We start from the raw sequence: 26,334 nt of genomic DNA, 5'->3' as shown, positions 1-26,334 counted from the left end.
TCACACGGTCTCGAAGCCGGCCATCATCGCCATGTCCTCGTGCTCGAGGTTGTGACAGTGGATCAGGAACCGGCCGGCGTACCTCTCGAAGCGCACCCGGACCCGGACGGCCTCGTAGGGACGGATGTCGACGGTGTCCTTCCAGCCGAGGTCCATCGGGCCCGGGCCGCGGTTTCCGCGGCGCAGGACCTGGAAGGGCGAGAGGTGGACATGGACCGGGTGGTGGGCGTCGGTGAAGAACTCCCAGATCTCGGTGGAGCCGAGTGGCACCTGGGCCTGCGGGACCGCGGGGTCGAAGGGCTTGCCGTTGATCCCCCAGCCCCGGCGGCCATGGACGCCCTCGCGGCGGAAGTGCCATCGCCGGACGACGGCGCCGTGGGGACTCTCGGGTTCGGGTACGTCGGCCAGTTTCTCGGGGATCTTCACGTCGTCGGTCGCGCGGCGGGTGATCCGGAACCGCATCACCCGGGTGGTCCGGCCGGTGCCGAGGCCGTTGCGCATCTCGATGGTCGTCCCGGGTGCCAGTGACCGGAAGTCGACGACGACGTCGAACCGCTCGCCCGAGGCCATCGTGATCCGGTCGTGCTCGACGGGTTCGCCGAGCAGGCCGCCGTCGGAGCCGATCTGGAGGAGCTTCACCGGCTTCCCGTCCGAGGTCCGCAGACTGAGCGCGTAGCGGCGCGCGTTGGAGGCGTTGAGCAGCCGCAGCCGATACTGCGCCGCCTCGACCTCCGCCTCGGGCCACGGCGCGCCGTTGACGAGGACGACGTCGCCGAGCACGCCGGCCATGTAGCGGTCCGCGACGCCGGGCTCACCCAGCAGCTCCGGGTCGCGCGCGGGATAGCGCAGTGCGCCGTCCTCGTCGAAGGCCCGGTCGGCGATCATCAGCGGCAGCTCCCGGTCGCCGCGGGGCAGCGAGAGCGCGTCCTCCTCGTCGTCGCGGACGATGTGGAAGCCGGCCAGCCCGCGCCACACCTGCGGGGCGGTGAAGTCCATCCGGTGGTCGTGGTACCAGAGCGTCGTGGCGGGCTGCTCGAGCGGATAACGGTAGTCCCGTCTCCCCGCTCTGACCTGCGCCTTCGGGTCGGCCATCGCCTCGTGGCCGCCGGGTCCGTCCCCGTGTCCGGCGTGATGAGCACCGTGATGCGCAGGAGCCTCGAAGCCGGGCGGCACCAGCAGATCCGTCGGCCAGCCGTCGCTCTCCGCCGGCGTGTGCCCGCCATGGAGATGCGTCGCGGTCGGCAGCGTGAGGGAGTTGGTGTGGCGTACGGTCACCGCCTGGCCGCGGCGGGTCTCCAGCGTCGGCCCCGGAAAGACCCCGTCGTACGTCATCATCTCGGTCCGCAGCCCAGGCAGGATCTCCACCGAGGCACTGCGCTGCTCGATCGAGATCAGGCCGCCCGAGGGGCGCCTGACCGGCGGCAACGGCAACGGCGTCGCGTACGCCTCCGGCAGCCGTGCCGCGCTGTGCAGGACCCGTCCGGTCTGTCCGGGGGCCTGGCCGCACGCGGCCAGCGATCCGGCGACCGGCGCGGCCAGGCCGGCGCCGAGGAGGACGCGTCGGCTGAGCCTCATGCCCGGACCTCCCGCGGGCTGCCGGCGCCGCGGCGCAGGGAAGCGATGGCGACGGCCACCGCCACGCCGACGGTGAGGACACCGAGCGGGACGTGCACCTGGAGGACGCGGGTGTAGCCGAGGATCGCCTGGACGTGGATGAGGAGGAAGAGCACGAGCGACCAGACGAGGAACCACCAGCGCCCGCGCACCGCGACGACCGCGCCCGCGGCGATCGGCAGCAGCAGGGCGATGCTCTGCAGTGCCGCCGCGCCGGCGGAGTGGAGTCCCAGCGCCTCGAAGGTGCCGGCGAAGTAGGAGCCGATGAAGATCGGCTGCCCGATGGCGAGGAGCGCGGTCACGACCGCGACGGCTCGGAAGCAGAGGAGGCTCAGGCGTGGTCGGCGCTCGCGTATCTCGGTGGTCACACCTCGACGATATGTAGGCGCGGTACGTATCGCATCGGGCGTTCCCCTGAACGCCCACGCATCCTCGTCGGGGTCAGCCCTGGTGCGCGAAGACCTCGTCGCGGGCCGTGTCGAGGCCCATCTGGAGGGCGCCGCGGAGCACCGGGTCGCCGGAGATCGCGGTCGGGACGACCGTCGGGACGTTCGGGCCGAGCGAGGCGATCGCCTTCTGTACGCGGGCGGCCAGGACCTCGCCGCCGGCGCGGCCGACCTCGCCCGCGAGCACGCACAGCTCCGGGTCGAGCACCACGCAGATGCCCGCCAGGCCGAGGGCGAGCCGCCGGGCCAGCTCCTCCAGGAAGGGCTCGGCATCGGCGTCGCCCTCGACGGCGGCGCGTACGCAGTCCACGCCGCTCCCGCTGAGCCCGAACGCCCGGGCGAGGGTGTCCATCGCCTCGACGCTGACCAGGGACTGGAAGGCCGCGTGCTGAGGGCTGTCGGTGCCGTGCGGCGTGGAGGCGCCGGGGACCGCGAGATAGCCGATCTCGCCGGCACCGCCGCCGGCGCCGCGGTGGAGCCGGCCGTCGACGATCACCGCGAGGCCCAGACCGCGGTCGATCCAGGCGAGCACCGAGTCCTTGACGCCGTGGGACGCGCCGGCGGACTGCTCGGCGAGCCCGGCCAGGTTGACGTCGTTCTCGATCAGTATCGGCCGCTGGAAGCTTCGGCGGAGGTCCTCCAGGACGCCCGCGCGCCAGTCCGGCAGGTCGTTGGCGAAGCGGATGTCGCCGGTGCGCGGGTCGATCATGCCCGGCGTACCGATCGAGAGGCAGCGGAGCTGCTCCATGGTGATGCCCGCGCTCCGGGTGGCGTGGGCGACGGTGGCCCGCACCGCCTCGACCGGGTCGGAGGCCTCGTGGGGGTCGAGCTCGCCGGTGGCCAGCTCGGTGCCGGTGATGTCGGCGACCGACGCGGTGATCTGGTCGGGGCCGATGTGGAGGGCGGCGACGTAGCCGGCCGAGGGGACCACTCCGTAGAGCGCGGCGTTGGGGCCGCGGCCGCCCTGCTGGGCGCCCACGACCTCGACGAGGCCGCGGTCCCCGAGGCGGGTCAGCAGCTGTCCGGCGGTCACCTTCGAGAGGCCGACGAGCTCGCCGAGCCGGGTCTTCGTGATCGGCCCGTTCGAGAGCATCAGGTCGAGCGCCGCGCGGTCGTTGGTGTCGCGGATCAGGTGTGTCTTGGGTGCTCTCGACATCGGCGGCGCTCCTTTCGAGGGTGAGGGTGGCGTACGGAAAACCAACCTAACAATTCCGGGGCTCCGGCCGAGGTCTGTCCACGCTGGGTCTAGACGGTATCTGTAAAGGAACCTTACAGTAGGGGCTTCGATCGCCATCCATCTCAACCCCCTCTAGGAGCTTGGAATGCGTACTACCACGAAGATCGCCGTTCTCGGCGGGATCTTGCTGGCGCCCGTCCTGGCCATGCTGCCGACGAGCCCCGCAAGTGCGCACGGCTACATCTCGAACCCCCCGAGCAGGCAGGCCCAGTGTGCTGCCGGCACCGTCGATTGCGGGGACATCAAGTACGAACCGCAGAGCGTCGAGGGTCCCAAGGGCCTGACCAGCTGCTCCGGCGGCAACTCCCGGTTCGCGGAGCTCGACGACGACTCGAAGAACTGGCAGGCCACCCCGGTCGGCAAGACCCAGACCTTCACCTGGTCGCTGAGCGCGCAGCACCGGACCAGCACCTGGCAGTACTTCATCGGTGGCACCAAGATCGCCGAGTTCGACGACGGCGGCGCGCAGCCGCCGGCCACCGTCGAGCACCAGGTCGACTTCGGCTCCTTCACCGGCCGCCAGAAGGTGCTCGCGGTCTGGAACGTCGCCGACACCGCGAACGCCTTCTACGCCTGCATCGACGTGAACATCGGCGGCACCGCCGGCGACCCGGAGTCGCCTGCCCCGACGGCCGGAGAGTTCCCGGTCAGCGAGGCCCAGTTCGACCAGCTCTTCCCGAACCGCAACCCCTTCTACACGTACGCAGGGCTCGTCGAGGCGCTCAGCGCCTATCCGGAATTCACCAATGCTGGGGACGAGGCGACCCAGCAGCGCGAGGCCGCGGCGTTCATCGCCAACGTCGCCCACGAGACCGGTGACCTGCTCTACGTCGTCGAGCAGAACCAGGCCAACTACCCGCACTACTGCGACCCCAACCAGTCCTACGGCTGCCCCGCCGGCAACGACCAGTACTACGGTCGCGGCCCGGTCCAGCTGAGCTGGAACTTCAACTACAAGGCCGCCGGGGACGCGCTCGGGATCGACCTGCTGAACAACCCCAACCTGGTCGCCACCGATCCGGCCGTCGCCTGGAAGACGGGGCTCTGGTACTGGAACACCCAGAACGGCCCGGGCACCATGACCGCGCACGCGGCCATGGTCAACGGCGCCGGCTTCGGTGAGACCATCCGGTCGATCAACGGATCCCTCGAGTGCAACGGCGGCAACCCCGGTCAGGTGCAGAGCCGCGTCGACAACTACCTCGAGGTCACCGGGCTGCTCGGGGTGGACCCGGGCGGGAACCTGTACTGCTGAAGTCCTGTCGTCGGGGTAGTCCGGTAGCGAACTGCCTATTACTCGCCAGTAAATGGGCAGTTCGCTCCCGGACTACCCCGACGTCGGCCCCCGCCTGATTTGTGACAACCGCCCAACGAGGTTGTGCCTCCGTGCCGGTGCCCGCCGCCCGGCCGCGCCCCTACCTTCGAGGAGCAACCGGAACCCCGGACGGCCCGGGGCCGGATGGACGAAGGAGCAGGCTCGGTGCTCAGATCTCTCTCCCTCAGATCTCTCTCCCTCAGAATCGCCGCGGTCGCCGCGGCCCTCACCCTCCCCCTCGTCGGCCTGGTCGCGCCGGCCGAGGCGGAGAGCGCCTACGAGCGCGGGCCGGACCCGACGTCCGCCAGCGTCCTGGAGAACGGCACGTTCGCCCTCTCCACCACCTCGGTCTCCTCGCTGGTGACCGGCTTCGGCGGCGGGACGATCTACTACCCCACCTCGACCACCGAGGGGACGTACGGCGGTGTCGTGCTCGCCCCCGGCTTCACTGCGAGGTCCTCGGCCTACTCCGCGGTCGCCCGGCGGGTCGCCTCCCACGGCTTCGTGGTCTTCGCGATCGACACCAACAGCATCTACGACCAGCCCGACAGCCGTGGCTCCCAGATCCTGGCTGCGGTCGACTACCTGAAGCAGGACGCCTCCTCCGCCGTCGCCTCGCGTCTGGACGAGACCCGGATCGCGATCTCCGGCCACTCCATGGGTGGCGGCGGCACCCTCGCCGCGGCCAACCAGGACTCCTCGGTGAAGGCCGCGGTCGCACTGCAGCCCTGGCACACCGACAAGACCTGGCCCGGCATCCAGGTCCCGACCATGATCATCGGCGCGGAGAACGACACGGTCGCGCCCGTCGCCACGCACTCGATCCCCTTCTACACCTCGATGACCGGGGCACGGGAGAAGGCGTACGGCGAGGTCAACAACGCCGACCACCTCATCGCCAACACCGACGACGACTGGCAGGGGCGTCTCTTCGTCACGTGGCTGAAGCGGTACGTCGACGACGACACCCGCTACTCGCAGTTCCTCTGCCCGGCGCCGTCCTCGATCTATCTGTCCGACTATCGCCACACCTGCCCGGACTGATCGGGTCGGGTAGTCCGGTAGCGAACTGCCTATTACTCGCCGGTATACCGGCAGATCGCTACCGGACTACCCCAGGTTGGCCCCCGTCACAGAGGATGGGGGCATGGACACCGCAAAGAGCCAAGGCATCCGCGTCGCGTCCGTCGACGACATCCCGGAGGGAGAGGGGATCGCGATCTCCTCCGACATCACCGGCACCGAGGACGACATCGCCATCCTGCGCGACGACGACGGCACCTGCTGGGCCCTCAACGACACCTGCACCCACGAGACCGCCTCGCTGGCCGAGGGCTGGGTCGAGGACGGCGACGTCGAGTGCCCTCTGCACTCCTCGCGGTTCAACCTCAAGACCGGCAAGGTCGACGGCCTCCCGGCGACCCGCGACACCGTGCCGCACCGGGTCGAGGTGCGTGACGGGGAGGTCTACCTGTTCCCCGGCGAGAGGCCGTGACGGTCTCCTCGGTCATCTCTTCCGTTGTCGTCGTCGGTGGTGGCATCGCCGGGGTGTCGACGGTCGCGGAGCTGCGGAAGAAGGGGTACGTCGGTGACCTGACGCTCCTCTCGGCCGACCCGGTCCCCTACGACCGCCCGCCGCTGTCCAAGGAGTATCTCGCCGGTGGCCGCGACCTCGATTCGATCGCGCTCCAGGCTCCGGAGTGGTACGTCGACCAGCGGATCTCGCTCGTCGGGGGAGTCGTCGCGGTCGCGCTGCGCCCGGACGCCGGTGAGGTCGAGCTCTCCGACGGGCGGGTGCTGACCGCCGACAGGATCGTGCTCGCGACCGGCGGTCGCGCGGTCCGGCCGTCTCTCGGCGAGATCGGATCCGCGATCCACGTGCTGCGGGAGGTCGGGGACGCCGATCGACTGCGTACGCAGCTGGTGCCTGGGGCCCGGCTGCTGATCGTCGGGGCGGGGCTGATCGGGGCCGAGGTCGCATCGACCGCGCGAAAGCTGGGGGCGGAGGTCGTGCTGGTCGACCCGCTCCCGGTGCCGCTTGCCGCCGCGGTCGGGATCGAGGTCGCGACGTGGCTCCACGGCCTGCACGCCGACCACGGCGTGGGGGCGCTCACGACAACCGTAGAGACTCTGCTGGAGACCCCGGCAGGTGTCGCGGCCCAGCTGACGGGCGAGCCGGGCTCGCGCGAGTTCGACGCCGTGCTGCTGGCCGTCGGCCTAGTCCCCGAGACCGCGCTGGCCGAGGCCGCGGGCCTGGAGACGTCCCGCGGCATCCTCGTCGATGCCGGCCAGGTGACCAGCCACCCGTCGGTGCTCGCGGTCGGGGACTGCGCCCGGCTCCGCGATCACCCCCGCGCCGAACACTGGGAGGCCGCCCAGCTCGACGGTGCCCGGGCCGCGGCGACGATCCTCGAGGCCGAGCCCCCGCCAACCACCGCGTCCTGGTGGTGGTCGGACCGCTACGGCCTCCATGTCGAAGGGGTCGGCGAGATGCGGTCGCCTGACGCCGAGCACCAGACCGTCGTACGCGGCGTGGTCGGCGAACCGCCCTTCTCGGTGTTCACGCTCCGCGGCGAGCGCGTCATCGGCGCGGTCGCGGTCGACGACCCCAACGCCGTGCGCGCGGCTCGCCGGATGATCGACCGGGGTGTCGACGTACGAGCCTCGGATCTCGCCGATCCCGGGACCGATCTGCGCAAGCTGCTGCGCCGGTGACGATCTCTTGCCGAGTCGGCTCGTTCTGACTGGTTTCCACGTCGAGTCGGCGCGTTGGAACGAGCCGACTCGGCGGATATATGCGAAAGGCGCCCCGCGAGCTGCTCGCGGGGCGCCTTTCGTGGGCGAGGAGGCTCAGACCGTCAGCTGAGCGGGCTTCGACTGGTTGGCGACGCGGTTCTCGGAGTCGATGAACCAGGCCAGCTGCTCGATGCGGGTGATGATCGCGTGGAGCAGGTCGGCGGTCGTCGGGTCCTCGGCGTCGATGTCGTCGTGGATGTCGCGAGCGGTCTTCGAGGTGGCGTAGAGCGCGGCGGCGGCCAGGTCGGCGGCGGTCGCGGTGTCGACCTCGGTCGCCGGGAGCGGCGCGAGGGAGGTGTCCTCGGCGACGGTGCCGGTGCGGCCGTCGGGGAGGATGTAGAGCGCGCGCATGCGCTCGGCGACCTCGTCGGTGAACTCACGGGCGGCGTCGACGACCTCGTCGAGGACGAGATGCATGTCGCGGAAGTTCTTGCCCACGACGTTCCAGTGCAGCTGCTTGCCCTGCAGGCTGAGCTCGGTCAGATCGACGAGCAGGCGCTGCAGCTGGGTCGCGAACGCCGGGCTCGGGATGAACGCGGGGTGCGAGGTGTGCGTGGCGCTGTTCGTGTCGGTCTTCGTAGCCATGTTCGGTTGGTCCCCCAGATGGAAGTGTCGGTCTCTCTTGGTGACACCCACTGTGCCACCTTTTCTTGAACGATTCCAGAAAGGTAAGTCTTCCCTAAGTCCTCGCCCGTGGCTTCCGTCACGCAATAGAGTCGGGTTGTGCCGCCAGCCGGAGCCGACTCAGCCACCCTCGTCGCGCGGGTTCCTCGTCCGGAGGTCTTCCAGACCCACGGACTGAGCGAGGACGCGCAGGTCGAGGCCTGGGAGCGCCACAACGCCTGCGCGCTCGTCGCGCTCTCCTGCCGGCCCATCGACGGCCACGGGTTCGACGCGCAGGAGGTCAACCTGCAGCTCGACGAGATCCACCTGGCCCGCGTCCGGGCCACCCGTCACGTCGTCGAGCGTCCGGCCAGCCTCGTCAAGGAGATCCCCGCCAAGTCCATCGCGGTCTACGCCAGCCTCCGCGGGGAGGCGATCCTGGAGTACGCCGGCCGCCGCAAGGTCATCCGGCCCGGCCAGCTGATCGTGTGCGACGTCGACGCCCCGTTCCTGCGCGGCTTCGGACACGGCCTCGAGGAGCTCGCGGTCAAGGTGCCGGTCGACGCCTTCGCGGCCCGCACCGGGATCGCCTCGATGCCGTCGCCCCTCGTCCTCGACGCCGGCCGCGACCAGGATCCGCACGGGCGAGCCCTGGTGCAGATGGTCGGCCGGGCGCTCCGGCCTCACGACCCGGTACCGGCCGACGAGGACGCCGTCCTCGACCTGATCTCGGTGATCGCGACCGCCGGCAAGGTGACCCTGGCCACCGCCCACCGGGCCGCGGCGAAGGCGTTCATCGAGGACCATCTCGTCGACCCCGGCCTCTCCGCGACCACCGTCGCCGCAGGCGCCGGCATCTCCGAGCGACACCTCTCCCGGCTCTTCGCCGACGCCGGCACCAGCGTCCCGCGCCATATCCTCGGCCGCCGCCTGGAGCTCGCCTACGCGATGCTCGCCACCGGCTCGGACCCGACCGTACGCACCGTCGACGTCGCCGAGAGGTGCGGCTTCACCTCCGCCTCGTACTTCTCCCAGGCCTTCCGCAAGCGCTTCGGCGTCGCCGCCGGGGACGTACGCCGCGCCGCCCGCGCCTGACCCCGGCCGAGTCCGCACTTGTGGCGGCCGAGTCGTCAGTTATGGCGTACGAAAGTCGAGTTTCGTACGCCACAAGTCACTTCTCGGCGCCCAGAAGTCACTTCTCGGCGCGAAAGGGTGACAAGTCCACCAAAGTCCGATAGGTCTTCCATGCGATTTTCCGCCAACCGGACCCTGCATCCCACCCGTAGGGACGGTGACGGACGACACTCTCGTTCACCCCACACTCTCTAAGGAGACGTACGTGCGCAACGGACTCACCACCGGACGCGGCCTGAGCATGGCCGCCGCCGGTGTCGCAGCGATGGCGCTGACCTTGACGGCCTGCGGGTCGGGCGGCATCGGCAACGAAGGCGGTGGCGGCGAGGACACGCTCACCATCGGGTTCGTCTCGACCGAGACGGGCTCCTCGGCCCCGTTCGGCGAGGCGAACAGCTTCGTCGTCGACGAGATGGAGGCCTACTTCAAGGACCACCCGGTCAAGGTCGGCGACAAGGAGCTCGATGTCGAGATCGTGGTGCGCGACGCGCAGAGCGACACGACGAAGGCCGGGGCGGTGGCCGGCGACCTGATCAACAAGGACGGCGCCGACATCATCGTCGCCTCCTCGACGCCCGACATCGTCAACCCGGTCTCGGAGCAGTGCGAGGCCAACTCGATCCCGTGCATCACCACGGTCGCCCCCTGGCAGCCGTTCGCGATCCGCAGCGGCGACAAGCCGGCCGACCTGAAGTACAGCTACCACTTCTTCTGGGGCCTCGAGGACGTCGCCACCGTCTACCAGGGCATCTGGAGCAAGGTCGAGAACAACGGCAAGGCCGGCGGCCTGTTCCCGAAGGACCCCGACGGCGAGGCCTGGGGCGCCAACTTCCCGGCGCTCACCGAGGCGTCCGGCGTGAAGATCGACAACCCGGGCAACTACCCGAACGGCACCAAGGACTTCTCCGCCCAGATCAGTGCCTACAAGGGTCACGACGTGCTCGTCGGCGTCCCGATCCCGCCGGACTTCACCACGTTCTGGCAGCAGGCGAAGCAGCAGGGCTACAACCCGAAGGTCGCCACCATCGGCAAGGCGCTCCTGTTCCCGAGCAGCGTCGAGGCGCTGGGCCCGATCGCCCACAACCTCTCCACCGAGGTCTGGTGGACCCCGACCGCGCCCTACAAGTCCTCGCTGACCGGCCAGTCGGCGCAGGAGCTGGCGGACGCGTACGAGGAGAAGACCGGCAAGCAGTGGACCCAGCCGCTGGGCTTCGCCCACGCGCTCTTCGAGGTCGCGACCGCGGCCGTGACCGAGGCCGGCTCGACCGACGCCGACGCGATCACCAAGGCACTCTCCGGCCTCGAGGTCTCCACGGTCGTCGGTGACGTCGCCTGGGGCAAGGACAAGAACGTCCCGCCGTACGTCGCCAAGACCTCCCTCGCGGGCGGTCAGTGGCGCCAGGTCGAGGGCGGGAAGCACCCGTTCGAGCTGGTCGTCGTCGAGAACTCGCTGGCTCCCGACGTACCTCTCGGGGGCGAGCCCGAGGCGCTCAAGTGACCTTGCTCCACGTCGACGACCTGGCCAAGTCCTTTGGCCAGGTCGTCACGGCCCGCTCGGTCTCCTTCCACGTGGCCGCCGGCGAGGCGCTCGGGATCGTCGGACCCAACGGCGCCGGAAAGTCGACGCTGCTCAACCTGGTGACCGGCACCCTCCCGGTTGACGCCGGCACCATCCGCTTCGACGGCGCCGACGTCACCCGGATGCCGGCCGCCCGGCGTACGGCCCTCGGGATCGGGCGTACGTTCCAGGTCCCCCGCCCCTTCGAGGGGCTCACCGTCTTCGAGAACGTGCTGGTCGGATCGACCTTCGGCGCGGGCACGCGCCGTCGTGAGGCCAGCGAGCAGGCCTGGCAGGCGCTGGAGACGGCTTCGCTCACCCACCTCGCCAACACCCCCGCCGGCTCGCTGCGGCTGCTCGACCGCAAGCGGCTCGAGCTCGCCCGCGCGCTGGCCACCCGGCCGCGGCTGCTGCTCCTCGACGAGATCGCCGGCGGCCTCACCGAGCACGAGCTGCCCGCCCTGATCGAGACCATCTCCACGATCCGCGACGCCGGCACCGGCGTCGTCTGGATCGAGCACATCGTGCACGCGTTGCTGCAGGTCGTGGACCGGTTGATGTGCCTGGCCCAGGGCGACGTCGTCGCCACCGGCGACCCGCGCGAGGTGATGGCCTCCGACGCGGTCGCCGCCGTCTATCTCGGCTCTCCTGATCTGGAGGGCACGTGAGCCCGCTGAATGCTCACCGAGGTAACTCGGTCGGCGCGCGCTCCCCTCGTGGAGTTCCGCGAAGCAAGCACCAGTTCACCGAGTCACCTCGGTCAACATTCGAGGAAGGCCGATGACCACCCTGCTCGAGGTCGACGCGATCGACGTCGCCTACGGCGACTTCCGCGCGCTGCACGGCATCACCCTGACCGTCGCCGAGGGCGAGACCCTGGCCGTGATCGGCGCCAACGGCGCCGGCAAGTCCACGCTCCTGAAGACCATCGCCGGCCTGCTCCGCCCGAGCGCCGGCCAGATCCGGTTCAACGGCCACAACGTCTCCCACACCCCCGCCCACCGGCGGGTCCGCGAGGGCATCGCGCTCACGCCGGAAGGGCGGCGGATCTTCGGCTCGCTGACCGTCGAGGAGAACCTCAAGGTCGGCGCGCACGGGCGCCGTCCCGGCCCCTGGAACCTGGCCACCGTCTACGACGCGTTCCCGCTGCTCGCCGAGAAGCGGGCGCGCCGCGGGGTGCACCTGTCCGGCGGCGAGCAGCAGGCCACCGCGATCGGCCGGGCGCTGATGTCCAACCCGAGGCTGCTCCTGCTCGACGAGGTCTCGCTCGGCCTCGCTCCGGTCGTGATCGCCGACATCTACAAGGCGCTCCCCGCGATCGCCGAGAGGGGGACGACCGTGCTCGTGGTCGAGCAGGACCTCACCCAGGCGCTCACCGTCGCCGACCGGGTGCAGTGCCTCCTCGAGGGCCGCACGGTCCTCGAGGGCGCGGCGGCCGACGTCACCCGGGAGCAGGTCCAGGCGGCGTACTTCGGGGTCGACAACGCGAACGGAAGGGAGGCCGGCTGATGGACTGGATCAACGCGGTCCTCCAGGGACTCCTGCTCGGCGGGCAGTACGCCCTCCTCGCCTGCGGTCTGAGCCTCATCTTCGGGGTGATGCGGATCGTCAACCTCGCCCACGGCGTCCTCGCGGTCGCCTCGGCCTACCTCGCGCTCTGGCTGATCCAGCAGACCGGGATGCCGTCGTTCCTCACCATCGTCATCGTGATCCCGGTGCTCGCCGCGGTCGGCTACGCGATCCAGCGCGGCCTGTTCAACGCCGCGCTGCGCCACGGCGAGCTGTCGCCGCTGCTGGTGTCGTTCGGCCTGGCCGTCATCGGCGCCAACCTGCTCCAGGAGATCTTCACCGCCGACTCCCGCAAGATCTCGATCGGCGGCCTGTCCACCTCGTCGGTCGAGCTCGGTCAGCTCAGGCTCGGCGTCTTCTCGCTGATCACGCTCGTGGTTGCGGTCGGCGTCATCGTCGGCCTGCAGCTCTACCTCTCCCACACCCGCATCGGCCGCGCCATGCGCGCGACCAAGGACGACCCCGAGGCGGCCACGCTCATGGGGATCGACGAGAGGCACATGTACGCCCTCGCCACCGCGATCGCGATCGGCACCGTCGCGCTGGCCGGTGTCTTCCTCGGCATGTCGACGCAGTTCAGCCCGACGTACGGGGATCTGGTCCTCATCTTCGCCTTCGAGGCCGTCATCATCGGTGGCCTCGGATCGCTGTGGGGCACGCTCCTCGGCGGGCTCGTGCTCGGCGTCGCGCAGACGGTCGGCGCCCAGATCGACCCGGCCTACGGCGTCCTCGCGGGCCACCTGGTCTTCCTGGTCGTGCTCCTGTTCCGGCCCCAGGGCCTCCTCCCGAAGGCGGTCGTCGCATGAGCCCCACGACAACCCTGGCCCCCTCCACCACCCTGAAGGTCGTACGCGGCGGCTGGCCGTCCCTGACCGGCGGCGGAGTCCTGGCCGCGGTCGTGGTGTTCCTGGCCGCGGCGCCGTGGTTCGTCTTCAGCCCCGGTGACGTGACCAACCTGGTCACGCTCTTCGCGCTGATCATCCTCGGCACGACCTGGAACCTGATGGCCGGCTACGGCGGCCTCGTCTCGATCGGGCAGCAGGCCTTCATCGGCGCGGGCGGCTACGGCGTGATCAAGCTCGCCGACGTGGTCGGGCTGCCGATCCCGGTGGCCGTCGTCGCGGCCGGCGTCGTCTGCGCCGCCCTGGCCGTGCCGACCTCGTTCCTGCTGTTCCGGCTGGTCGGAGGGTACTTCGCGATCGGCACCTGGGTGGTGGCCGAGGTCTTCAAGCTGGTCACCCAGGAGCTTCCGGGCTTCGGTGGCGGCTCCGGCCTCTCGCTGACCGCCTTCCAGGGCGTCGACCGGGTGACCCGGATCGCGACCGTCTACTACCTGGCGCTCGTGCTGGCCGTGCTCGTCGTGCTCGCGACGTACGTCCTGATGCGCTCGCGCGTCGGCCTCGGTCTCACCGCGATCCGTGACGACTCGGTGGCGGCGGCCTCCCTCGGGGTCGCGGTGCGGCGTTCACAGCGCCTCGTCTATGTCGCCGCCTCCGGCGGTGCCGGCCTGGCCGGCGCGCTGATCGCGGTCAACGGCCTGCGGGTCTCGCCGGACTCGATGTTCTCGGTGCAGTACACCGCGTTCATGATCTTCATCGTGGTCATCGGCGGACTGGGGACGATCGAGGGCCCGATCCTGGGAGCGGTCGTCTTCTTCGCGCTGCAGCAGCTCCTCGACTCCTACGGCACCTGGTATCTGATCGCGCTCGGCGCGGTCGCGATCGCCGTCGTGCTGCTCGCCCCGCGCGGGTTGTGGGGCTTGCTGGCGCGTGGTCGTTACGAGGTCTTCCCGGTCGGTCACCAGGTTTATCCACAGGCTTCTCCACAAGCGGCCCAGTCTGTGGATTTCGACTGATTTTGGACCAGCCGGTCCTATTCCGGGATAGGCTCGGCGCATGGCGTTCACCACCAAGGGCATGGCCACGCGGCAGCGGCTGCTCGAGGGCGCCGCGGCCTACCTGCGCAGCACCGACCCCGGGGCTGCGACCTTGGACGACATCCGTGCGGCCACCCAGACGAGCAAGAGCCAGATCTTCCACTACTTCCCGGGTGGCAAGGAGGAGCTGTTCCTCGAGGTCGCCCGCCTCGAGGCCGATCGGGTGATCGAGGACCAGCAGCCGCACATCAGCGAGCTCGACTCCTGGGCCGCCTGGGACCGCTGGCGCAAGGCCGTGATCGCGCGCTACCGGGCGCAGGGGGCCCACTGTCCGCTGGCGTCGCTGATGAACCAGGTGGGCAGCGTCCCCGGGGCTGCGGAGGTCTCGACCACGCTGATCGGCCAGTGGCAGGACCATCTCCGGCGCGGCATCGAGACCATGCAGGCGAACGGGTCGGTGAGCGCCGAGATCGATGCGCGGCGTACGTCGGCGGCGATGATCGCCGGCATCCAGGGCGGTGTCTCGGTGCTCATGGTGACCGGCCGGACCGACCACCTCGAAGCGATCCTGGCGCTGCTGATCAGCCACCTGCGCGACTCCGGACGGGCGGCGGCCTAGGCCGCCGCCCGTCGACACGTCAGCCGAGGATCCGGCGGAAGGTCTCCTGCAGGTCGGCGGCGAAGCCCGCGGGGTTCTCGTAGTGGACGAAGTGGCCACCCTTCAGGTGGGCGTTCACGTTGACCACGTTGAACATCCCGCGCGTCGGCCCGTTCTCGAAGGCGGCGATGCGGTCCTCGACGGTGTCGATGGCGGGCGGGTAGGCATCGCCGAGCAGGAACGTGAAGCCGGCCGGCGGCTCGACGACGGGCTGGCGGTCGTGGGAGGGCACGAACCGGTGGCGCTCCGCGTTGCGATACATCCGGATGGAGGTGCCGATGGACTGCGTCACCCAGAAGATGGTCGCCTGCGTGAGGATGAGGTCGCGCGAGAAGGCCGCCTCGAAGTCACCTCGCTTGTCGCTCCACGACTTCCAGCGCTTCAGCAGCCAGGCGAGCATCCCGATGGGAGAGTCGTTGAGGCCGTGCGTCAGCGTCGAGCCGTCCAGCATGTGCGCAGCGACGTGCGAGGCGTAGGTGTCGACGAAGTGCTTCCAGCCGGCCCGCCACTCCTCCGAGGCGTCCTCGGGGACCTTGGCCCCGTCGGTCAGGTCCCAGAACCGCTCGTTCTCGAACATCCCCGGGGGCAGGTCGTGGCCGAAGTGCAGGCCGATGATGCTGGCGGCGTACTTGTGGCCCAGTGCGCTCGTGACGAGTGCGCCGTAGTCGGAGCCGGCCACGGCGTACCTCTCGTGGCCGAGCACGTCGGTCACGAGCTCGTGCATGATGTCGGCGATCTTCCAGTAGTTCAGATCGCCCCGGCCGACGGGCGTCGAGAAGCCGAAGCCGGGCAGGTCCGGGATGATCACGTCGAACGACAGCGACGGATCGCCGCCGTGGGCCGCCGGGTCCGTCAACGGCTCGATGAGCGGATAGCTGAACTCGCCGGGCCAGGGCCAGCCGTGCAGGATGATCAGCGGGATCGGGTTCTCGCCCTTGCCGCGTACGTGGACGAAGTGCACGGGCGTGCCGTCGATCTCGACCTGGTGGCGGGCGTAGGTGTTGAGCCGCTCCTCCTGGGTGCGCCAGTCGAAGCCGTCGGCCCAGTACTCGACCAGCGGCCTGAGGTACGCGGTGCTGATCCCGTAGTAGCCCTCCTCGTTGTCGAGGTCGTCGAAGAAGCGGGTGCGCTTCAAGCGGTCCCGGAGATCGTCCAGGGCGTCCTGGGGGATGTCGATCTTGAAGGGGGCGAGCTCGGTGGTCTTGTTCATGATGTCTGCTGCTTTCGGTGTGGAGGTCAGTTGGAGAAGTCGAGGCGCGTGCGGGTCTGGGTCAGGTCGGCGATCCGCCAGGAGCCGTCGGTCCTGACGAACCGGGCGTGGTAGTGGCCGAACCCGTGCATGCGACGGAAGGGGATGGCCTCGGACACCTCGGCGTCCTCGGGCCTGATGACGATGTCCTCCATCGCGAACACGCCCCGCGCGCTCGTCGCGGAGTCGACGTCGATCTCGTCGGAGAAGAGGTGATGGATCAGGGTGACGCCGGGGCCGCCGCTGGCGCCGACCGTCGCGCTGATCTCGTCGCGACCGTTCATGCGCAGCCAGACCGATCCGTCCGGCTTGTGCGGGGTGAACGTGCCGTCCTCGGTGAACAGGTTCGCCAGATCGTCCCAGCGTTGGTGGTCGGCGTAGCGGACGTAGCGAGCCATCAGCCGGCGTACGTCCTCGGTGATGCTGAGGCGCTCGAGGGTTTCCATGACATTCCTTCCCGTGTGGACTACTTGGTCCAAACAGGATGCTCTTCGAAATTTGGACCCACAAGTCCAGAATCTTCGTGGTGTGAACCCGTCGCCTTACTGGCGGGTAACATTGGTCGGGTGACCGAGACGAGCACCCCCACAACCACCCCCGAGGCGTACGTCATCGAGCGTGCCGAAGGCACCAGCTTCACGCTGACCGTCGTCCGTGCGGCGGACCCCGAGGCGCCGACCCTGCTCGTCGTGCCCGCGATGGGCATGCCGGCGGGCTATTACGACAAGCTGATCGTGGCCTTCGCCGAGGCAGGGATCAACGTCGGCCGGATGGAGCAGCGCGGCCACGAGGAGAGCGGCGGCCGGACCGCCGGCTGGGGATACGACTTCGGCTACGCCGATCTGGTCGACGACATCGCCGCCGCCGTCGACCGCCTCGGCGAGCTGGTCCCGGCCGCGGCCGGGGCGACGTACGTCCTCGGGCACAGCCTCGGCGGCCAGGCAGCGAGCGCCTACGCGGCGCTCCACCCCGACCGGGTCGCCGGGCTCGTCTACGTCGCGTCGCAGACGCCCTACTGGCGCAACTACGGCCCCGGCTTCCTCGTCGCCAGCCAGGCGATGGGTCTGATCGGCCGGGTCGTCGGCCACTTCCCCGGCAAGCAGCTCAAGTTCGCCGGCCGCGAGGCGCGCACCCTGATGAAGGAATGGGCCCGGTACGCCCGCACCGGCCGCCTCCGCTTCGGCAGCCCTGCCCGCGATGTCACCGCGGAGATGCGAGCGCTGGCGAAGCCCGCGCTGGTCGTCTCGATCGAGGGCGACTGGCTGGCACCCAGCGCGACGGTCGACGAGATCCACCGGCGGATGCCCGGGCTCGAGGTCGAGCGGGTCCACCTGGACGAGCCCGGCATCGACCACTTCAAGTGGGCCCGGAAGCCCGAGTCGACGATCGCGGCCGTCCAGGAGTGGCTCGCGCGCTAGTCGCGTACGCATTTCCGCCAACCGGCGGGTCCACCTTTGATGCCGCCCGCACGGGCCGGTAAGACTCGCCCTGAGACTGCGATCCCACACCCCACCGCGGTCTCGGAAAGGTGAGGAAATGCCAGTCTTCGACGACGGCCAGAAAGAGACCGAGATCCCGGAGACCGAGGACGTCGTGACCACCGACGTGCTCGTCGTCGGATCCGGCCCGGCCGGCGCGTCCGCCGCGCTCTTCCTGAGCGAGCTCGGTGTCGACAACATCATGATCACGAAGTACCGCTGGACCGCCAACACCCCACGGGCGCACATCACCAACCAGCGCGCGATGGAGATCTTCCGCGACCTGGGCATCGAGGAGCAGGTGCTCGCCGACGCGACGCCGCACGAGCTGGTCGGTGACACCGTCTTCTGCACGAGCATCGCCGGCGAGGAGATCGGCCGCATCCGCACCTGGGGCACCCGCCCGGACCGCGAGGCCGACTATCAGCTGGCGAGCCCGTGCCTGACCGTCGACATCCCGCAGACGTACCTGGAGCCGATCCTGGTCCGGAACGCCACCGAGCGTGGCACCCAGACCCGGTTCTCGACCGAGTACCTGAGCCACGTCCAGGACGAGGACGGCGTCACCACGACCGCCCGTGACCGGCTGACCGGCCACGAGTACAAGATCCGGTCCAAGTTCCTGATCGGCGCCGACGGCGCCCGCACCCAGGTCGGCGCCGACATCGACCTCCCGCTCGAGGGCGCGATGGACATCGCCGGCTCGATGAACATCACCTTCAAGGCCGACCTCTCCGAGCTCGTCGACCACCGCCCGTCGGTCCTCTACTGGGTCATCCAGCCGGGCTCGAACGTCGGCGGCATCGGCACCGGCCTGGTCCGGATGGTCCGTCCCTGGGACGAGTGGCTGATCGTGTGGGGCTACGACATCAACCAGCCGCCGCCGGAGCTGACCGAGGAGTACGCCATCGGCGTGATCCGCGACCTGCTCGGGATGCCCGACCTGGAGCCGGAGGTGACCGGCTACTCGCTGTGGGGCGTGAACGAGATGTACGCGACCCACGCCCAGAAGGGCCGGGTCTTCTGCGCCGGCGACGCCATCCACCGGCACCCGCCGTCGAACGGTCTCGGCTCCAACACCTCGATCCAGGACTCCTACAACCTGGCCTGGAAGCTCGCCGCGGTCCTCCAGGGCTATGCCGAGCCGTCGCTGCTGGAGTCCTACTCCACCGAGCGCGCCCCGGTCGCCAAGCGCATCGTCACCCGCGCCAACCAGTCCGCGCGCGAGTTCGGCGAGCTCTTCGAGGCGCTCGGTGTCGTCGGTCTCGAGGGCGAGGAGATGGCCAAGGCCATCGAGGAGCGCAAGGCCAACACCCCCGAGGGGGCCGCCAAGCGGGCCGCCCTGGTCACCGCGATGGAGCGGAAGAACTACGAGTTCAACGCCCACGGCGTCGAGCTCGGCCAGTTCTACGAGTCCAACGCGATCCTCTCCGACGGCACCCGTCCGGCACCGACCGACGACGAGGACCTCTACCACCGGATGTCGACCTCCCCGGGTGCGCACCTGCCGCACGCCTGGGTCGGCGACAACGTCGAGAAGCACGCGATGCTCGACCTCGCGCCCTACACCCAGTGGACGCTGATCACCGGCATCGCCGGCGAGGCGTGGTCGGAGGCGGCGGAAGCGGCCCGGACGAAGTTCGGGATCCCGCTCGAGACCGTCGTGATCGGCCCGGGCCGGCCGGTCACGGACCTCTACTTCGACTGGGCCAAGCTCCGCGAGGTCGAGGAGTCGGGCGCCATCCTGGTACGTCCCGACAAGCACATCGCCTGGCGGGCCATGTCGCTGCCCGAGGACCCCGGCACCGCGCTGGGCGAGGCGGTCGCGACGCTGCTGGGCAAGGCCTGATCGTTCCGGCTGAGCGGGGGGAATCTCATGAAGTTCACGCATGAATCGCTCCCGCAGCGGGTCCGCTTCGCCACCGGCGAGGCGCCCGCTGCGGTGTCAGCGGAGATCGAGACGCTCGGGGCAACCCGGGTGATGGTCATCGCCGGCGAGCGCGAGGCCGAGCTCGCCGCCCGGGTGACCGCCGACGTACCGGTCGCGCTGCGTCACGACGAGGTCGTGATGCACGTGCCGGTCGAGGTCGCCGAGCGGGCTCGTGAGCGGGCGGCCGAGGCCGACGTCGACGCGCTCGTGTGCGTCGGCGGTGGCTCGACCACCGGGCTCGCCAAGGCGGTCGCGCTCACCACGGGGCTGCCGATCGTGGCGGTCCCGACGACGTACGCCGGGTCGGAAGCGACCAACGTCTGGGGTCTGACCTCGGGCGAGACCAAGACGACCGGGATCGACGCGCGGGTCCTGCCGCGTTCGGTGGTCTACGACGCCACGCTGCTGACCACCCTGCCCGGCGAGATGACCGTCGCCAGCGGGCTCAACGCGCTCGCGCACTGCGTCGACGCGATGTGGGGCCCGCGGGTGGATCCGATCGACCAGGTCAACGCGGCCGAGGGGATCCGCGGGCTCGCCGGTGGGCTGCCGAAGGTCGCGCGCGATTCCGCCAGCATCGAGGGGATCGAGGAGACCCTCTACGGCGCCTACCTCGCGGCGGTCTCGTTCACGTCGGCCGGGTCCGGGATGCACCACAAGATCTGCCACGTGCTCGGCGGCATGTTCAACCTGCCGCACGCCCAGACCCACGCGGTCGTCCTCCCGCACGTGCTCGCCTTCAACGCCCCGAACGCCCCCGAGGCGGAGGCGCGGATGGCAGCGGCCTTCGGGGCGCCGAGCGCCGTGGAGGGGCTGGCGGGGCTGCGCAGGACACTGTCGGCGCCGAAGGCGCTCGCGGACTACGGCATGCCCGAGGACGGCATCGCCAAGGCGGTCGCGCCGATCCTGGCCGCGATCCCCGACAACAACCCGACCCCGGTCACCGAGGAGAACCTGACCGCGCTGCTGACCGCGGCGTGGGCGGGAGAGGAGAGCTGATGAGCGACGTATCGCCGGAGCAGGAGGCGGTCGAGCAGACCCTGGTCGACACCGTGGTCGCGTCCTTCGACGCCTGCGAGGACCCGCGTCTGAAGGAGGTCATGGTCTCGCTGACGCGTCACCTGCACGCCTTCATCCGCGACGTACGTCTCACCGAGGAGGAGTGGGCCGCGGCCATCGACTTCCTGACCAAGGCCGGCCACATCACCGACGACGTACGCCAGGAGTTCATCCTCCTCTCCGACACCCTCGGCGCCTCGATGCAGACGATCAACATCAACAACGAGGCGTACGCCGACGCGACCGAGGCCACCGTCTTCGGGCCGTTCTTCGTGGAGGACTCCCCGGCGATCGAGTTGGGCGGGGACATGGCCTTCGGAGCGCCCGGTGAGCCGTGCTGGGTCTCGGGGACGGTCACCGACACCGACGGGAAGCCGCTGGTCGGAGCCAGGATCGAGGTCTGGGAGGCCGACGAGGACGGGCTCTACGACGTCCAGCGCGACGCGGGCGCGCGGGCCGCACGGGCGCACCTGTTCACCGACGAAGAGGGCGGCTACCGGTTCTGGGGGCTGACGCCCACGCCGTACCCGATCCCCGACGACGGCCCCGTCGGCAAGATGCTGGCCGCGGTCGGTCGCTCTCCGCTGCGGGCCTCGCACCTGCACTTCATGGTCACCCACGAGGGCTGCAGGACGCTGGTCACCCACATCTTCCCGGAGGGCGACCCGATCGGCTGGAAGGACACCGTCTTCGGGGTCAAGGAGTCGCTGATCAAGAAGTTCGAGCGGCAGGCCGCCGGCACCCCCACCCCGGACGGCAGGGCCGTCGACGGCACCTGGTCGAAGGTCCGCTTCGACATCGTGCTCGCCCCCGCAGGGGCCTGAAACGTCCCTGGCGTGCTCGGGACACAGGGGTGTTGCCCCAGCACGCCAGGGACCCTCGGACAGCCGTCCTGACGGCTACTCCGTGGCGTCGGGGTCGGCGAAGTCGACGTTGAGGGAGTCGAGGATCGAGATGATGCTCCGCTCGGTCGGCTCCTTGTCGACGCCGGCGTCGTGGAGGATCCCGGCACCGTCCTCGTGCTCGAGGAGGGCGAGCAGGATGTGCTCGGTGCCGACGTAGGTGTGCTCCAGCCGGAGCGCTTCGCGGAAGGTCAGCTCGAGCACCTTGCGGGCATCGGCCGTGAACGGGATCATCTCGCCGACCTCGCCGTAGGGCTCCGGAGTGGCGGCGGTCGCCACCTCGCGGACCGCCTCGAGGGTCACACCCTGAGCCCTGATCGCATGGCCCGCGACCCCCTCCGGTTCGGCGAGGAGACCGAGCACGAGGTGAGGTACGCCGGTCTCGGCGTTCGCCGCCTTCCGCGCCTCGGCCTGGGCCTGGACCACCACCGTGCGGGCGCGCGGGGTGAACTTCGCGAACCCGGCGTTCGGGTCGAGCGACTGGTCGCCGGCCTTGGGGACGTACTTCTTCTGCGCCGCCTGCTTCGTCACCCCCATCCGGGTCCCGATCTCGGTCCAGGAGGCGCCGGAGCGGCGGGCCTGGTCGACGAAGTGCCCGATCAGGTGATCGGCCACCTCGCCCAGGTGCTCGCTGACCACCATCGCGTCGGCGAGCTGGTCCAGGGGCTCGGTCCGAGCCTTCTTGATCGAGTCGATCAGGGTGTCGAGGCGTACGGCCTTGAGGGCAGGGTCTGGCGTGCTGGTCATGCGTTTCTCCTAGGTCGATCGAAATGACGGGTCATGGCACGTGCCGGAACGGGACCGCGACGCCCACCGTGACGGTGTTCAGCGTGAACGTCCCGCCGAGGCCGTCGATGGCCGCACCGACCATCTCCAGCACCGGCGCACACTGCTCGGCGGAGAGCCGGGTGAGGAAGCCCTGCGTGGGTACGAAGTCGAGCCACTCCTCGCGCGTGACGTCACGCGACCACGAGAACCGCCACGGCTCCGGCTCGGCGAACCCGCCGAGGTCGACGAAGCGCTCGCCGACCTGCCGGGCGCCCTCTTCGTACGTCTTGTCCGCCTGCTTCATCGCGCCCAGGCCGAGAGGAAGGTCGGGCACGACCTTCCTCAGGCCCTCGAGAAGCGCGTCGCCGACCGGTGCGGGCGGCTCGTAGACGTTCCAGAACGCAGCGAACAGCCCGCCAGGACGCAGCACGTCCCGCACCTTCGCTGCGCCGGCAACAGGGTCGACCCAGTGCCAGGCCTGCGCCGCGACGACGGTGTCGAAGGTACGCCCCGCGGCGTCCCAGTCCTCGAACCGCGACTCCTCCACGGCGAGCCCGCGCGAACGTGCGTACGCCGCCATCCGCGGGTCCGGCTCGACGCCGAGCACGCTCGCTCCGACCGCCTGAAGCTGCCTGGCCTCGATCCCGGTGCCGCACCCGACATCCAGCACCTCGGGGCCCGGGGAGAGCTCCAGGATGCGAGCGATCAGTTCGTCGGGATAGGGCATCCGTGCTCGGTCGTAGCGGTCGGCGTCGGCGCCGAACGACTCGGCCATCTGTCGCTGTCGGTGTGCGGCATCGGATCCAGAAGTGACCATGCGTCAACTCTAGGTTGACGCTCGTGATGCGTCAACCCTTGGTTGACGATCTGATTCTCGCTCAGGGTGCGGGCGTGCGAGTGTCGGTAGGAAATGCGGAGCGGGCCGGCCATCCGTGTGGATGACCGGCCCGCTGCGTACGTCGTCTCAGCTGTTGGAGATCTGGATCATCTCGTCGCGGGGGACGACCTTGATCCGCTCGCGGCCCTGGGCCTCGCCGAGGGCGCGCTCGTGGTTGTCGAGCTTCTCCCAACCCTCGATGGTGGTGAACTCGACGCCCTTGCCGGACAGGTGCTCGAGGACCGCCGCCGGGGAGGCGTGCTCGGCCGGCTTGAGCTTGTCGAGGTCGTGAAGGAGGTTGTCGATGGTCTCCTTGGCGTCGGACTTGGTGTGGCCGATGAGGCCGACCGGTCCGCGCTTGATCCACCCAGTGACGTACGTCCCGTCGATGTGCTCGCCGTTGAGGCCGAGGACCCGGCCGCCGTCGTTGGGGATGACGCCGTTCTCGCTGTCGAAGGGCACGTCGGGCAGCGCCTCGGAGAGGTAGCCGACGGCGCGGTAGACGGCCTGGACCGGGGTGTCGGTGAACTCGCCGGTGCCGGACACCGTGCCGTCGCCGTTGTACTCGGTCTTCTCGCTGCGCAGCGCGACCACCTGACCGTCCTCGCCGAGGATCTCGACGGGGTTCTGCATCATGTGGATGACGATCTTGTGGGGCTTGTCGCTGGCGGGCGCCTCCATGTACTTCAGGAGGATGTCGGCCACGAGCTTGGTCGCCTTGTGGCTCTGGATCGCCTTCTCGCCGGCCTCATCGATCTCGAAGCCCTCCTCCTCGACGACGACCTGGACCGACGGGGAGTGGGAGAGCTCGCGCAGCTCCATCGGGCTGAACTTGATGTGGGCCGGGCCGCGGCGGGCGAAGACGTGGATCGTCTTGGCCGGGTTCTTCTTCAGGCCCTGGTAGACGTTGTCGGAGACCTCGGTGACCAGCTGCTCGTCGGCAGGCTTGGCCAGCATGCGGGCGACGTCGAGCGCGACGTTACCGGCGCCGAGCACGGCGACCTCCTCGGCCTCGAGAGGCCAGTCGCGGGAGACGTCGGGGTGCCCGGCGTACCAGCTGACGAAGTCGGCGGCGCCGTAGGACTGCGGCAGGTCGATCCCCGGGATGTCGAGCTCACGGTCGGCCATCGCGCCGGTGGCGAAGATGACGGCGTCGTAGAACCGGTGCAGGTCGTCGAGCTTGAGGTCGGTGCCGAAGTCGACGTTGCCGATGAAGCGGATGCTGTCCTGGTTCAGGACGCGCTTCAGAGCCTTGATGATCTCCTTGATTCGCGGGTGGTCGGGAGCCACGCCGTAGCGAACCAGGCCATAGGGAGCAGGCAGACGCTCGATGACGTCGACGCGCGCACCAGGGTGCTCCTTCGTGAGGATGTCGGCAGCGTAGATGCCGGCCGGGCCGGCACCGACGATCGCAACGCGGATGTCACGCATAAGGGAGTTCAACCTTCCGTGGAGTACTAAGGCAAGCCTAAAGGGGGTCGTGTAACCCTCCGAATCCGTTCCACCAGGTGGTTACGTGGGTGTACGCGGGTTTCACGCTCAACTCTAGAACGTGTTCTCGTTTTGGGCGGATGTCGGGGAGTGATCTCCAACACGTACGGCGCGTCGTCGAGCCTGAGCCGAGCTGGGGTGTTTCGCGGGGTCGATGGCCGCGGGACCCTGTATCCGATGGTGTTCTCGGCATCGTCCGGAGTCAAGGCGATGCATCGAGCTGGTCGAGACGATTCATGGCGCCTACGTCAGTGGACGCGACCTTGTGAACGATTCACAATGACGGCCCGAGCCTGAAGCTGCCGACTCGGCGCAACTGTCCCAAGCTCCGCCGCCGAGTCGGCGCGTCTGTCCCGCGCGGGGACGCCGAAGCGGCTCGGAAGACCGCGGTGAAGCTGTCGCCGGAACTGCCGCATCGGGCTCCCAGCCGATGTGCGGGACGGTCGCGCCAAGTCAGACGCGTCAGCGGGACATTCGCGCCGAGTCGAGCTTTACACGCGGGACATTTACGCCGACTCGGCGGCGGGTGCGGTTCTTGGGGTGCTGGAGCGGTCGTGCTGCCGGGCTCAGGGTCTGCGGGTGAATCGGATGGTGCCATCGGGTAGTCGCTCATGGGTGTACGCGGGGTTGTGCGCCAGGCGGTGATGATGTGGGCACAGGAGGGCGCCGTCCTTCAGGTCGGTCTTGCCGCCGGTTGCCCAGGGGTCGAGATGATGGGCGTCGCACCATTCGGGTGGCATGTCGCATCCTTCGGCCTGGCAGCACTTGTGCCACAACCGGAGCGCCTTGCGTTGGATCGGCTGGAAGAGCCTGCTGGCCCGGCCGGCGTCGAGGACCTCGCTGTCACCACCGAGGACCCAGGGGATGATGGTGGCGTTGCACGCCATCCGCCGCGCCTCGGCGGCGCTGATGGTGGTGCCGTTGGTCTCGTCATAGCCGAGGGTGGCGATGCCGAGGTCTTTGCTGAGCTCGTCGAGGCTGATGACGACGTTGATGGTGGTGGCGTCGCCACCGTGGCGGGGCAGGCTGGCGGGGTCGATGGTCTCCAACAACCTCGTGAAGCCTTGTCCCATCAGTCGTTCCCACGGCGGCAGCGGGGCGCCCTTGTCGAGGAGGTGTTGTTTGCGGGGCTGGGCGTAGGCCTCAACGAGCCGTTTGAACCGCATCCCGACCGAGGTCGGCAGCACGCCGTCGAATCCGATGGTGCCGTCGTGGTTGTCCCAGACCCGCAACGCGGTCCTTTGTTGGGCGCGTTCTTCCTCGGCCAGCAGTGCCTTGGCTTCGGCGTCTTCGAACCGGGCCGGGTCGATCTCCCGCAAAATCCGTTTCCCGACCACACGGAGTTCATGAGCGGTGAGCCGGGTGGCGTAGTCGACCAGCAGCTTCTCGGCCAAGACCAGGTCCTCGGCACTAGCGACCGGGTCGTTCTCGATCGCATCGAGCGCCGAGGTGATCACCCGCGCCTTGTTCTCCGACACCACGCCCTCGGCCAGGCCAGCGGCGATAAGGCCGTACTTCGCGACCCTGGTGGCGAGCTTGAGCTGCGACCTCGCCGCGCCTTTGTCGACCAGTAGCTCGGCACGCATCCACGCCGAGGCGTCCTTGTCGCCGGTCTCCTCGGCGATGTCGCCACCCGAGGCGAGCATCCGCAGTTTCAGGGCGGCCTGTTGGGCTTGGAGCTTCTCCAACCGCTCGAGGAGGTTCTTCTTCTGCTCGGTGCGCCAGTAGACGGGGTCGGTCGCGACGAGGTCGTGGAGGGCGGTTTCGATGGCGG

General features: G+C 69.6%; 25 protein-coding genes. 15 read left to right on the top strand and 10 right to left on the bottom strand.

The genetic code is table 11. The features are described 5' to 3' along the window. The 3 genes from UG56_RS25390 to UG56_RS25380 form a co-directional block, all read right to left on the bottom strand. Positions 1-1,575: a multicopper oxidase family protein gene (locus tag UG56_RS25390; protein ID WP_045548152.1), complete on the bottom strand. Its 1,575-nt coding sequence runs from the start codon at positions 1,573-1,575 to the stop codon at positions 1-3. Further along, entirely contained in the window at positions 1,572-1,982 is a 411-nt protein-coding gene (locus UG56_RS25385; RefSeq protein ID WP_071327330.1) for a hypothetical protein, read from the bottom strand. Before UG56_RS25385 ends, UG56_RS25390 begins: the two co-directional genes overlap by 4 nt. 73 nt (positions 1,983-2,055) lie before the next feature. Beyond that, complete coding sequence (locus tag UG56_RS25380; protein WP_045549264.1) at positions 2,056-3,216, bottom strand: ROK family transcriptional regulator; 1,161 nt, start codon at positions 3,214-3,216, stop codon at positions 2,056-2,058. A gap of 166 nt (positions 3,217-3,382) precedes the next feature. Between UG56_RS25380 and UG56_RS28995 the strand changes: the two genes are divergently transcribed. The 4 genes from UG56_RS28995 (at position 3,383) to UG56_RS25360 (ending at position 7,327) form a co-directional block, all read left to right on the top strand. Then, a complete protein-coding gene (locus UG56_RS28995) occupies positions 3,383-4,552 on the top strand; it encodes a glycoside hydrolase family 19 protein (protein WP_143055194.1) in 1,170 nt (389 codons plus the stop codon). A gap of 225 nt (positions 4,553-4,777) precedes the next feature. Then, on the top strand, positions 4,778-5,656 hold the full coding sequence (locus tag UG56_RS25370; RefSeq protein ID WP_256206899.1) for an alpha/beta hydrolase family protein: 879 nt from the start codon (positions 4,778-4,780) through the stop codon (positions 5,654-5,656). Positions 5,657-5,759: 103 nt separating this feature from the next. Continuing rightward, a complete protein-coding gene (locus tag UG56_RS25365) occupies positions 5,760-6,107 on the top strand; it encodes a non-heme iron oxygenase ferredoxin subunit (RefSeq protein WP_045549262.1) in 348 nt (115 codons plus the stop codon). Next, a complete protein-coding gene (locus tag UG56_RS25360) occupies positions 6,104-7,327 on the top strand; it encodes an NAD(P)/FAD-dependent oxidoreductase (protein ID WP_256206898.1) in 1,224 nt (407 codons plus the stop codon). Before UG56_RS25365 ends, UG56_RS25360 begins: the two co-directional genes overlap by 4 nt. 135 nt (positions 7,328-7,462) lie before the next feature. Here the strand turns inward: UG56_RS25360 and UG56_RS25355 are convergent, their stop codons facing one another. Beyond that, a complete protein-coding gene (locus tag UG56_RS25355) occupies positions 7,463-7,993 on the bottom strand; it encodes a Dps family protein (RefSeq protein ID WP_045549270.1) in 531 nt (176 codons plus the stop codon). A gap of 138 nt (positions 7,994-8,131) precedes the next feature. Here UG56_RS25355 and UG56_RS25350 point away from each other — a divergent pair, with 138 nt between their 5' ends. From UG56_RS25350 to UG56_RS25320, 7 genes are all read left to right on the top strand, one after another. Further along, positions 8,132-9,106 (top strand): helix-turn-helix domain-containing protein, encoded by a 975-nt coding sequence (locus UG56_RS25350; RefSeq protein WP_045549261.1) that lies wholly within the window; start codon positions 8,132-8,134, stop codon positions 9,104-9,106. 244 nt (positions 9,107-9,350) lie between these two features. Next, a complete protein-coding gene (locus tag UG56_RS25345; RefSeq protein ID WP_052693626.1) occupies positions 9,351-10,643 on the top strand; it encodes an ABC transporter substrate-binding protein in 1,293 nt (430 codons plus the stop codon). After that, complete coding sequence (locus UG56_RS25340; protein ID WP_045549260.1) at positions 10,640-11,371, top strand: ABC transporter ATP-binding protein; 732 nt, start codon at positions 10,640-10,642, stop codon at positions 11,369-11,371. The genes UG56_RS25345 and UG56_RS25340 overlap by 4 nt, the downstream gene beginning before the upstream one ends. A 112-nt stretch (positions 11,372-11,483) precedes the next feature. Then, positions 11,484-12,212, top strand: a complete 729-nt coding sequence (locus UG56_RS25335; protein ID WP_045549259.1) for an ABC transporter ATP-binding protein — start codon at positions 11,484-11,486, stop codon at positions 12,210-12,212. Beyond that, positions 12,212-13,078, top strand: a complete 867-nt coding sequence (locus UG56_RS25330) for a branched-chain amino acid ABC transporter permease (RefSeq protein WP_045549258.1) — start codon at positions 12,212-12,214, stop codon at positions 13,076-13,078. Before UG56_RS25335 ends, UG56_RS25330 begins: the two co-directional genes overlap by 1 nt. After that, positions 13,075-14,127, top strand: a complete 1,053-nt coding sequence (locus UG56_RS25325) for a branched-chain amino acid ABC transporter permease (RefSeq protein WP_052693623.1) — start codon at positions 13,075-13,077, stop codon at positions 14,125-14,127. The genes UG56_RS25330 and UG56_RS25325 overlap by 4 nt, the downstream gene beginning before the upstream one ends. Before the next feature lie 40 nt (positions 14,128-14,167). Beyond that, positions 14,168-14,767 (top strand): TetR/AcrR family transcriptional regulator, encoded by a 600-nt coding sequence (locus UG56_RS25320; RefSeq protein WP_045549257.1) that lies wholly within the window; start codon positions 14,168-14,170, stop codon positions 14,765-14,767. Between the two features lie 19 nt (positions 14,768-14,786). On the opposite strand, the gene UG56_RS25315 is transcribed toward UG56_RS25320, so the two are convergent. Together UG56_RS25315 and UG56_RS25310 are read right to left on the bottom strand one after the other, a co-directional pair. Beyond that, the gene (locus UG56_RS25315; protein ID WP_045549256.1) at positions 14,787-16,016 is read right to left on the bottom strand and encodes an epoxide hydrolase family protein; all 1,230 of its coding nucleotides are present in this window, start codon (positions 16,014-16,016) and stop codon (positions 14,787-14,789) included. A 26-nt stretch (positions 16,017-16,042) separates the two neighbouring features. Beyond that, positions 16,043-16,501, bottom strand: a complete 459-nt coding sequence (locus UG56_RS25310) for a nuclear transport factor 2 family protein (RefSeq protein WP_045549255.1) — start codon at positions 16,499-16,501, stop codon at positions 16,043-16,045. Between the two features lie 120 nt (positions 16,502-16,621). Between UG56_RS25310 and UG56_RS25305 the strand changes: the two genes are divergently transcribed. The 4 genes from UG56_RS25305 (at position 16,622) to UG56_RS25290 (ending at position 21,346) form a co-directional block, all read left to right on the top strand. Continuing rightward, a complete protein-coding gene (locus tag UG56_RS25305; RefSeq protein WP_052693621.1) occupies positions 16,622-17,473 on the top strand; it encodes an alpha/beta hydrolase family protein in 852 nt (283 codons plus the stop codon). 118 nt (positions 17,474-17,591) lie between these two features. After that, positions 17,592-19,382, top strand: a complete 1,791-nt coding sequence (locus tag UG56_RS25300; protein WP_045549254.1) for an FAD-dependent oxidoreductase — start codon at positions 17,592-17,594, stop codon at positions 19,380-19,382. Between the two features lie 27 nt (positions 19,383-19,409). Continuing rightward, positions 19,410-20,462: a maleylacetate reductase gene (locus tag UG56_RS25295; protein WP_045549253.1), complete on the top strand. Its 1,053-nt coding sequence runs from the start codon at positions 19,410-19,412 to the stop codon at positions 20,460-20,462. Next, a complete protein-coding gene (locus UG56_RS25290) occupies positions 20,462-21,346 on the top strand; it encodes a dioxygenase family protein (RefSeq protein WP_045549252.1) in 885 nt (294 codons plus the stop codon). Before UG56_RS25295 ends, UG56_RS25290 begins: the two co-directional genes overlap by 1 nt. 75 nt (positions 21,347-21,421) lie before the next feature. Here UG56_RS25290 and UG56_RS25285 read toward each other — a convergent pair whose 3' ends face one another. From UG56_RS25285 to UG56_RS25270, 4 genes are all read right to left on the bottom strand, one after another. Beyond that, positions 21,422-22,171: a Clp protease N-terminal domain-containing protein gene (locus UG56_RS25285; protein WP_045549251.1), complete on the bottom strand. Its 750-nt coding sequence runs from the start codon at positions 22,169-22,171 to the stop codon at positions 21,422-21,424. Between the two features lie 31 nt (positions 22,172-22,202). After that, positions 22,203-23,009 (bottom strand): class I SAM-dependent methyltransferase, encoded by an 807-nt coding sequence (locus tag UG56_RS25280; RefSeq protein ID WP_071327329.1) that lies wholly within the window; start codon positions 23,007-23,009, stop codon positions 22,203-22,205. A 147-nt stretch (positions 23,010-23,156) separates the two neighbouring features. Then, the gene (locus tag UG56_RS25275; protein ID WP_045549249.1) at positions 23,157-24,500 is read right to left on the bottom strand and encodes an FAD-dependent oxidoreductase; all 1,344 of its coding nucleotides are present in this window, start codon (positions 24,498-24,500) and stop codon (positions 23,157-23,159) included. A gap of 626 nt (positions 24,501-25,126) precedes the next feature. Beyond that, a partial coding sequence (locus tag UG56_RS25270; RefSeq protein WP_071327328.1) for an HNH endonuclease signature motif containing protein occupies positions 25,127-26,334 on the bottom strand: 1,208 nt, incomplete at its 5' end.

The organism is Nocardioides luteus (assembly GCF_000960475.2).
GTDB lineage: Bacteria > Actinomycetota > Actinomycetes > Propionibacteriales > Nocardioidaceae > Nocardioides > Nocardioides luteus_A.
The sequence above is the reverse complement of the archived record's forward strand: the minus strand, read 5'-3'. Positions and strand labels throughout refer to the sequence as shown.

Excerpts from the sequence above, each read along its gene's own strand:
- UG56_RS25330 (WP_045549258.1), top strand. The coding sequence starts at position 12,212 with ATGGACTGGATCAACGCGGTCCTCCAGGGACTCCTGCTCGGCGGGCAG.
- UG56_RS25315 (WP_045549256.1), bottom strand. The coding sequence starts at position 16,016 with ATGAACAAGACCACCGAGCTCGCCCCCTTCAAGATCGACATCCCCCAG.
- UG56_RS25320 (WP_045549257.1), top strand. The coding sequence starts at position 14,168 with ATGGCGTTCACCACCAAGGGCATGGCCACGCGGCAGCGGCTGCTCGAG.
- UG56_RS25310 (WP_045549255.1), bottom strand. The coding sequence starts at position 16,501 with ATGGAAACCCTCGAGCGCCTCAGCATCACCGAGGACGTACGCCGGCTG.
- UG56_RS28995 (WP_143055194.1), top strand. The coding sequence starts at position 3,383 with ATGCGTACTACCACGAAGATCGCCGTTCTCGGCGGGATCTTGCTGGCG.
- UG56_RS25290 (WP_045549252.1), top strand. The coding sequence starts at position 20,462 with ATGAGCGACGTATCGCCGGAGCAGGAGGCGGTCGAGCAGACCCTGGTC.
- UG56_RS25285 (WP_045549251.1), bottom strand. The coding sequence starts at position 22,171 with ATGACCAGCACGCCAGACCCTGCCCTCAAGGCCGTACGCCTCGACACC.
- UG56_RS25295 (WP_045549253.1), top strand. The coding sequence starts at position 19,410 with ATGAAGTTCACGCATGAATCGCTCCCGCAGCGGGTCCGCTTCGCCACC.
- UG56_RS25335 (WP_045549259.1), top strand. The coding sequence starts at position 11,484 with ATGACCACCCTGCTCGAGGTCGACGCGATCGACGTCGCCTACGGCGAC.
- UG56_RS25355 (WP_045549270.1), bottom strand. The coding sequence starts at position 7,993 with ATGGCTACGAAGACCGACACGAACAGCGCCACGCACACCTCGCACCCC.
- UG56_RS25390 (WP_045548152.1), bottom strand. The coding sequence starts at position 1,575 with ATGAGGCTCAGCCGACGCGTCCTCCTCGGCGCCGGCCTGGCCGCGCCG.
- UG56_RS25380 (WP_045549264.1), bottom strand. The coding sequence starts at position 3,216 with ATGTCGAGAGCACCCAAGACACACCTGATCCGCGACACCAACGACCGC.
- UG56_RS25300 (WP_045549254.1), top strand. The coding sequence starts at position 17,592 with ATGCCAGTCTTCGACGACGGCCAGAAAGAGACCGAGATCCCGGAGACC.
- UG56_RS25365 (WP_045549262.1), top strand. The coding sequence starts at position 5,760 with ATGGACACCGCAAAGAGCCAAGGCATCCGCGTCGCGTCCGTCGACGAC.
- UG56_RS25280 (WP_071327329.1), bottom strand. The coding sequence starts at position 23,009 with ATGGTCACTTCTGGATCCGATGCCGCACACCGACAGCGACAGATGGCC.
- UG56_RS25275 (WP_045549249.1), bottom strand. The coding sequence starts at position 24,500 with ATGCGTGACATCCGCGTTGCGATCGTCGGTGCCGGCCCGGCCGGCATC.
- UG56_RS25325 (WP_052693623.1), top strand. The coding sequence starts at position 13,075 with ATGAGCCCCACGACAACCCTGGCCCCCTCCACCACCCTGAAGGTCGTA.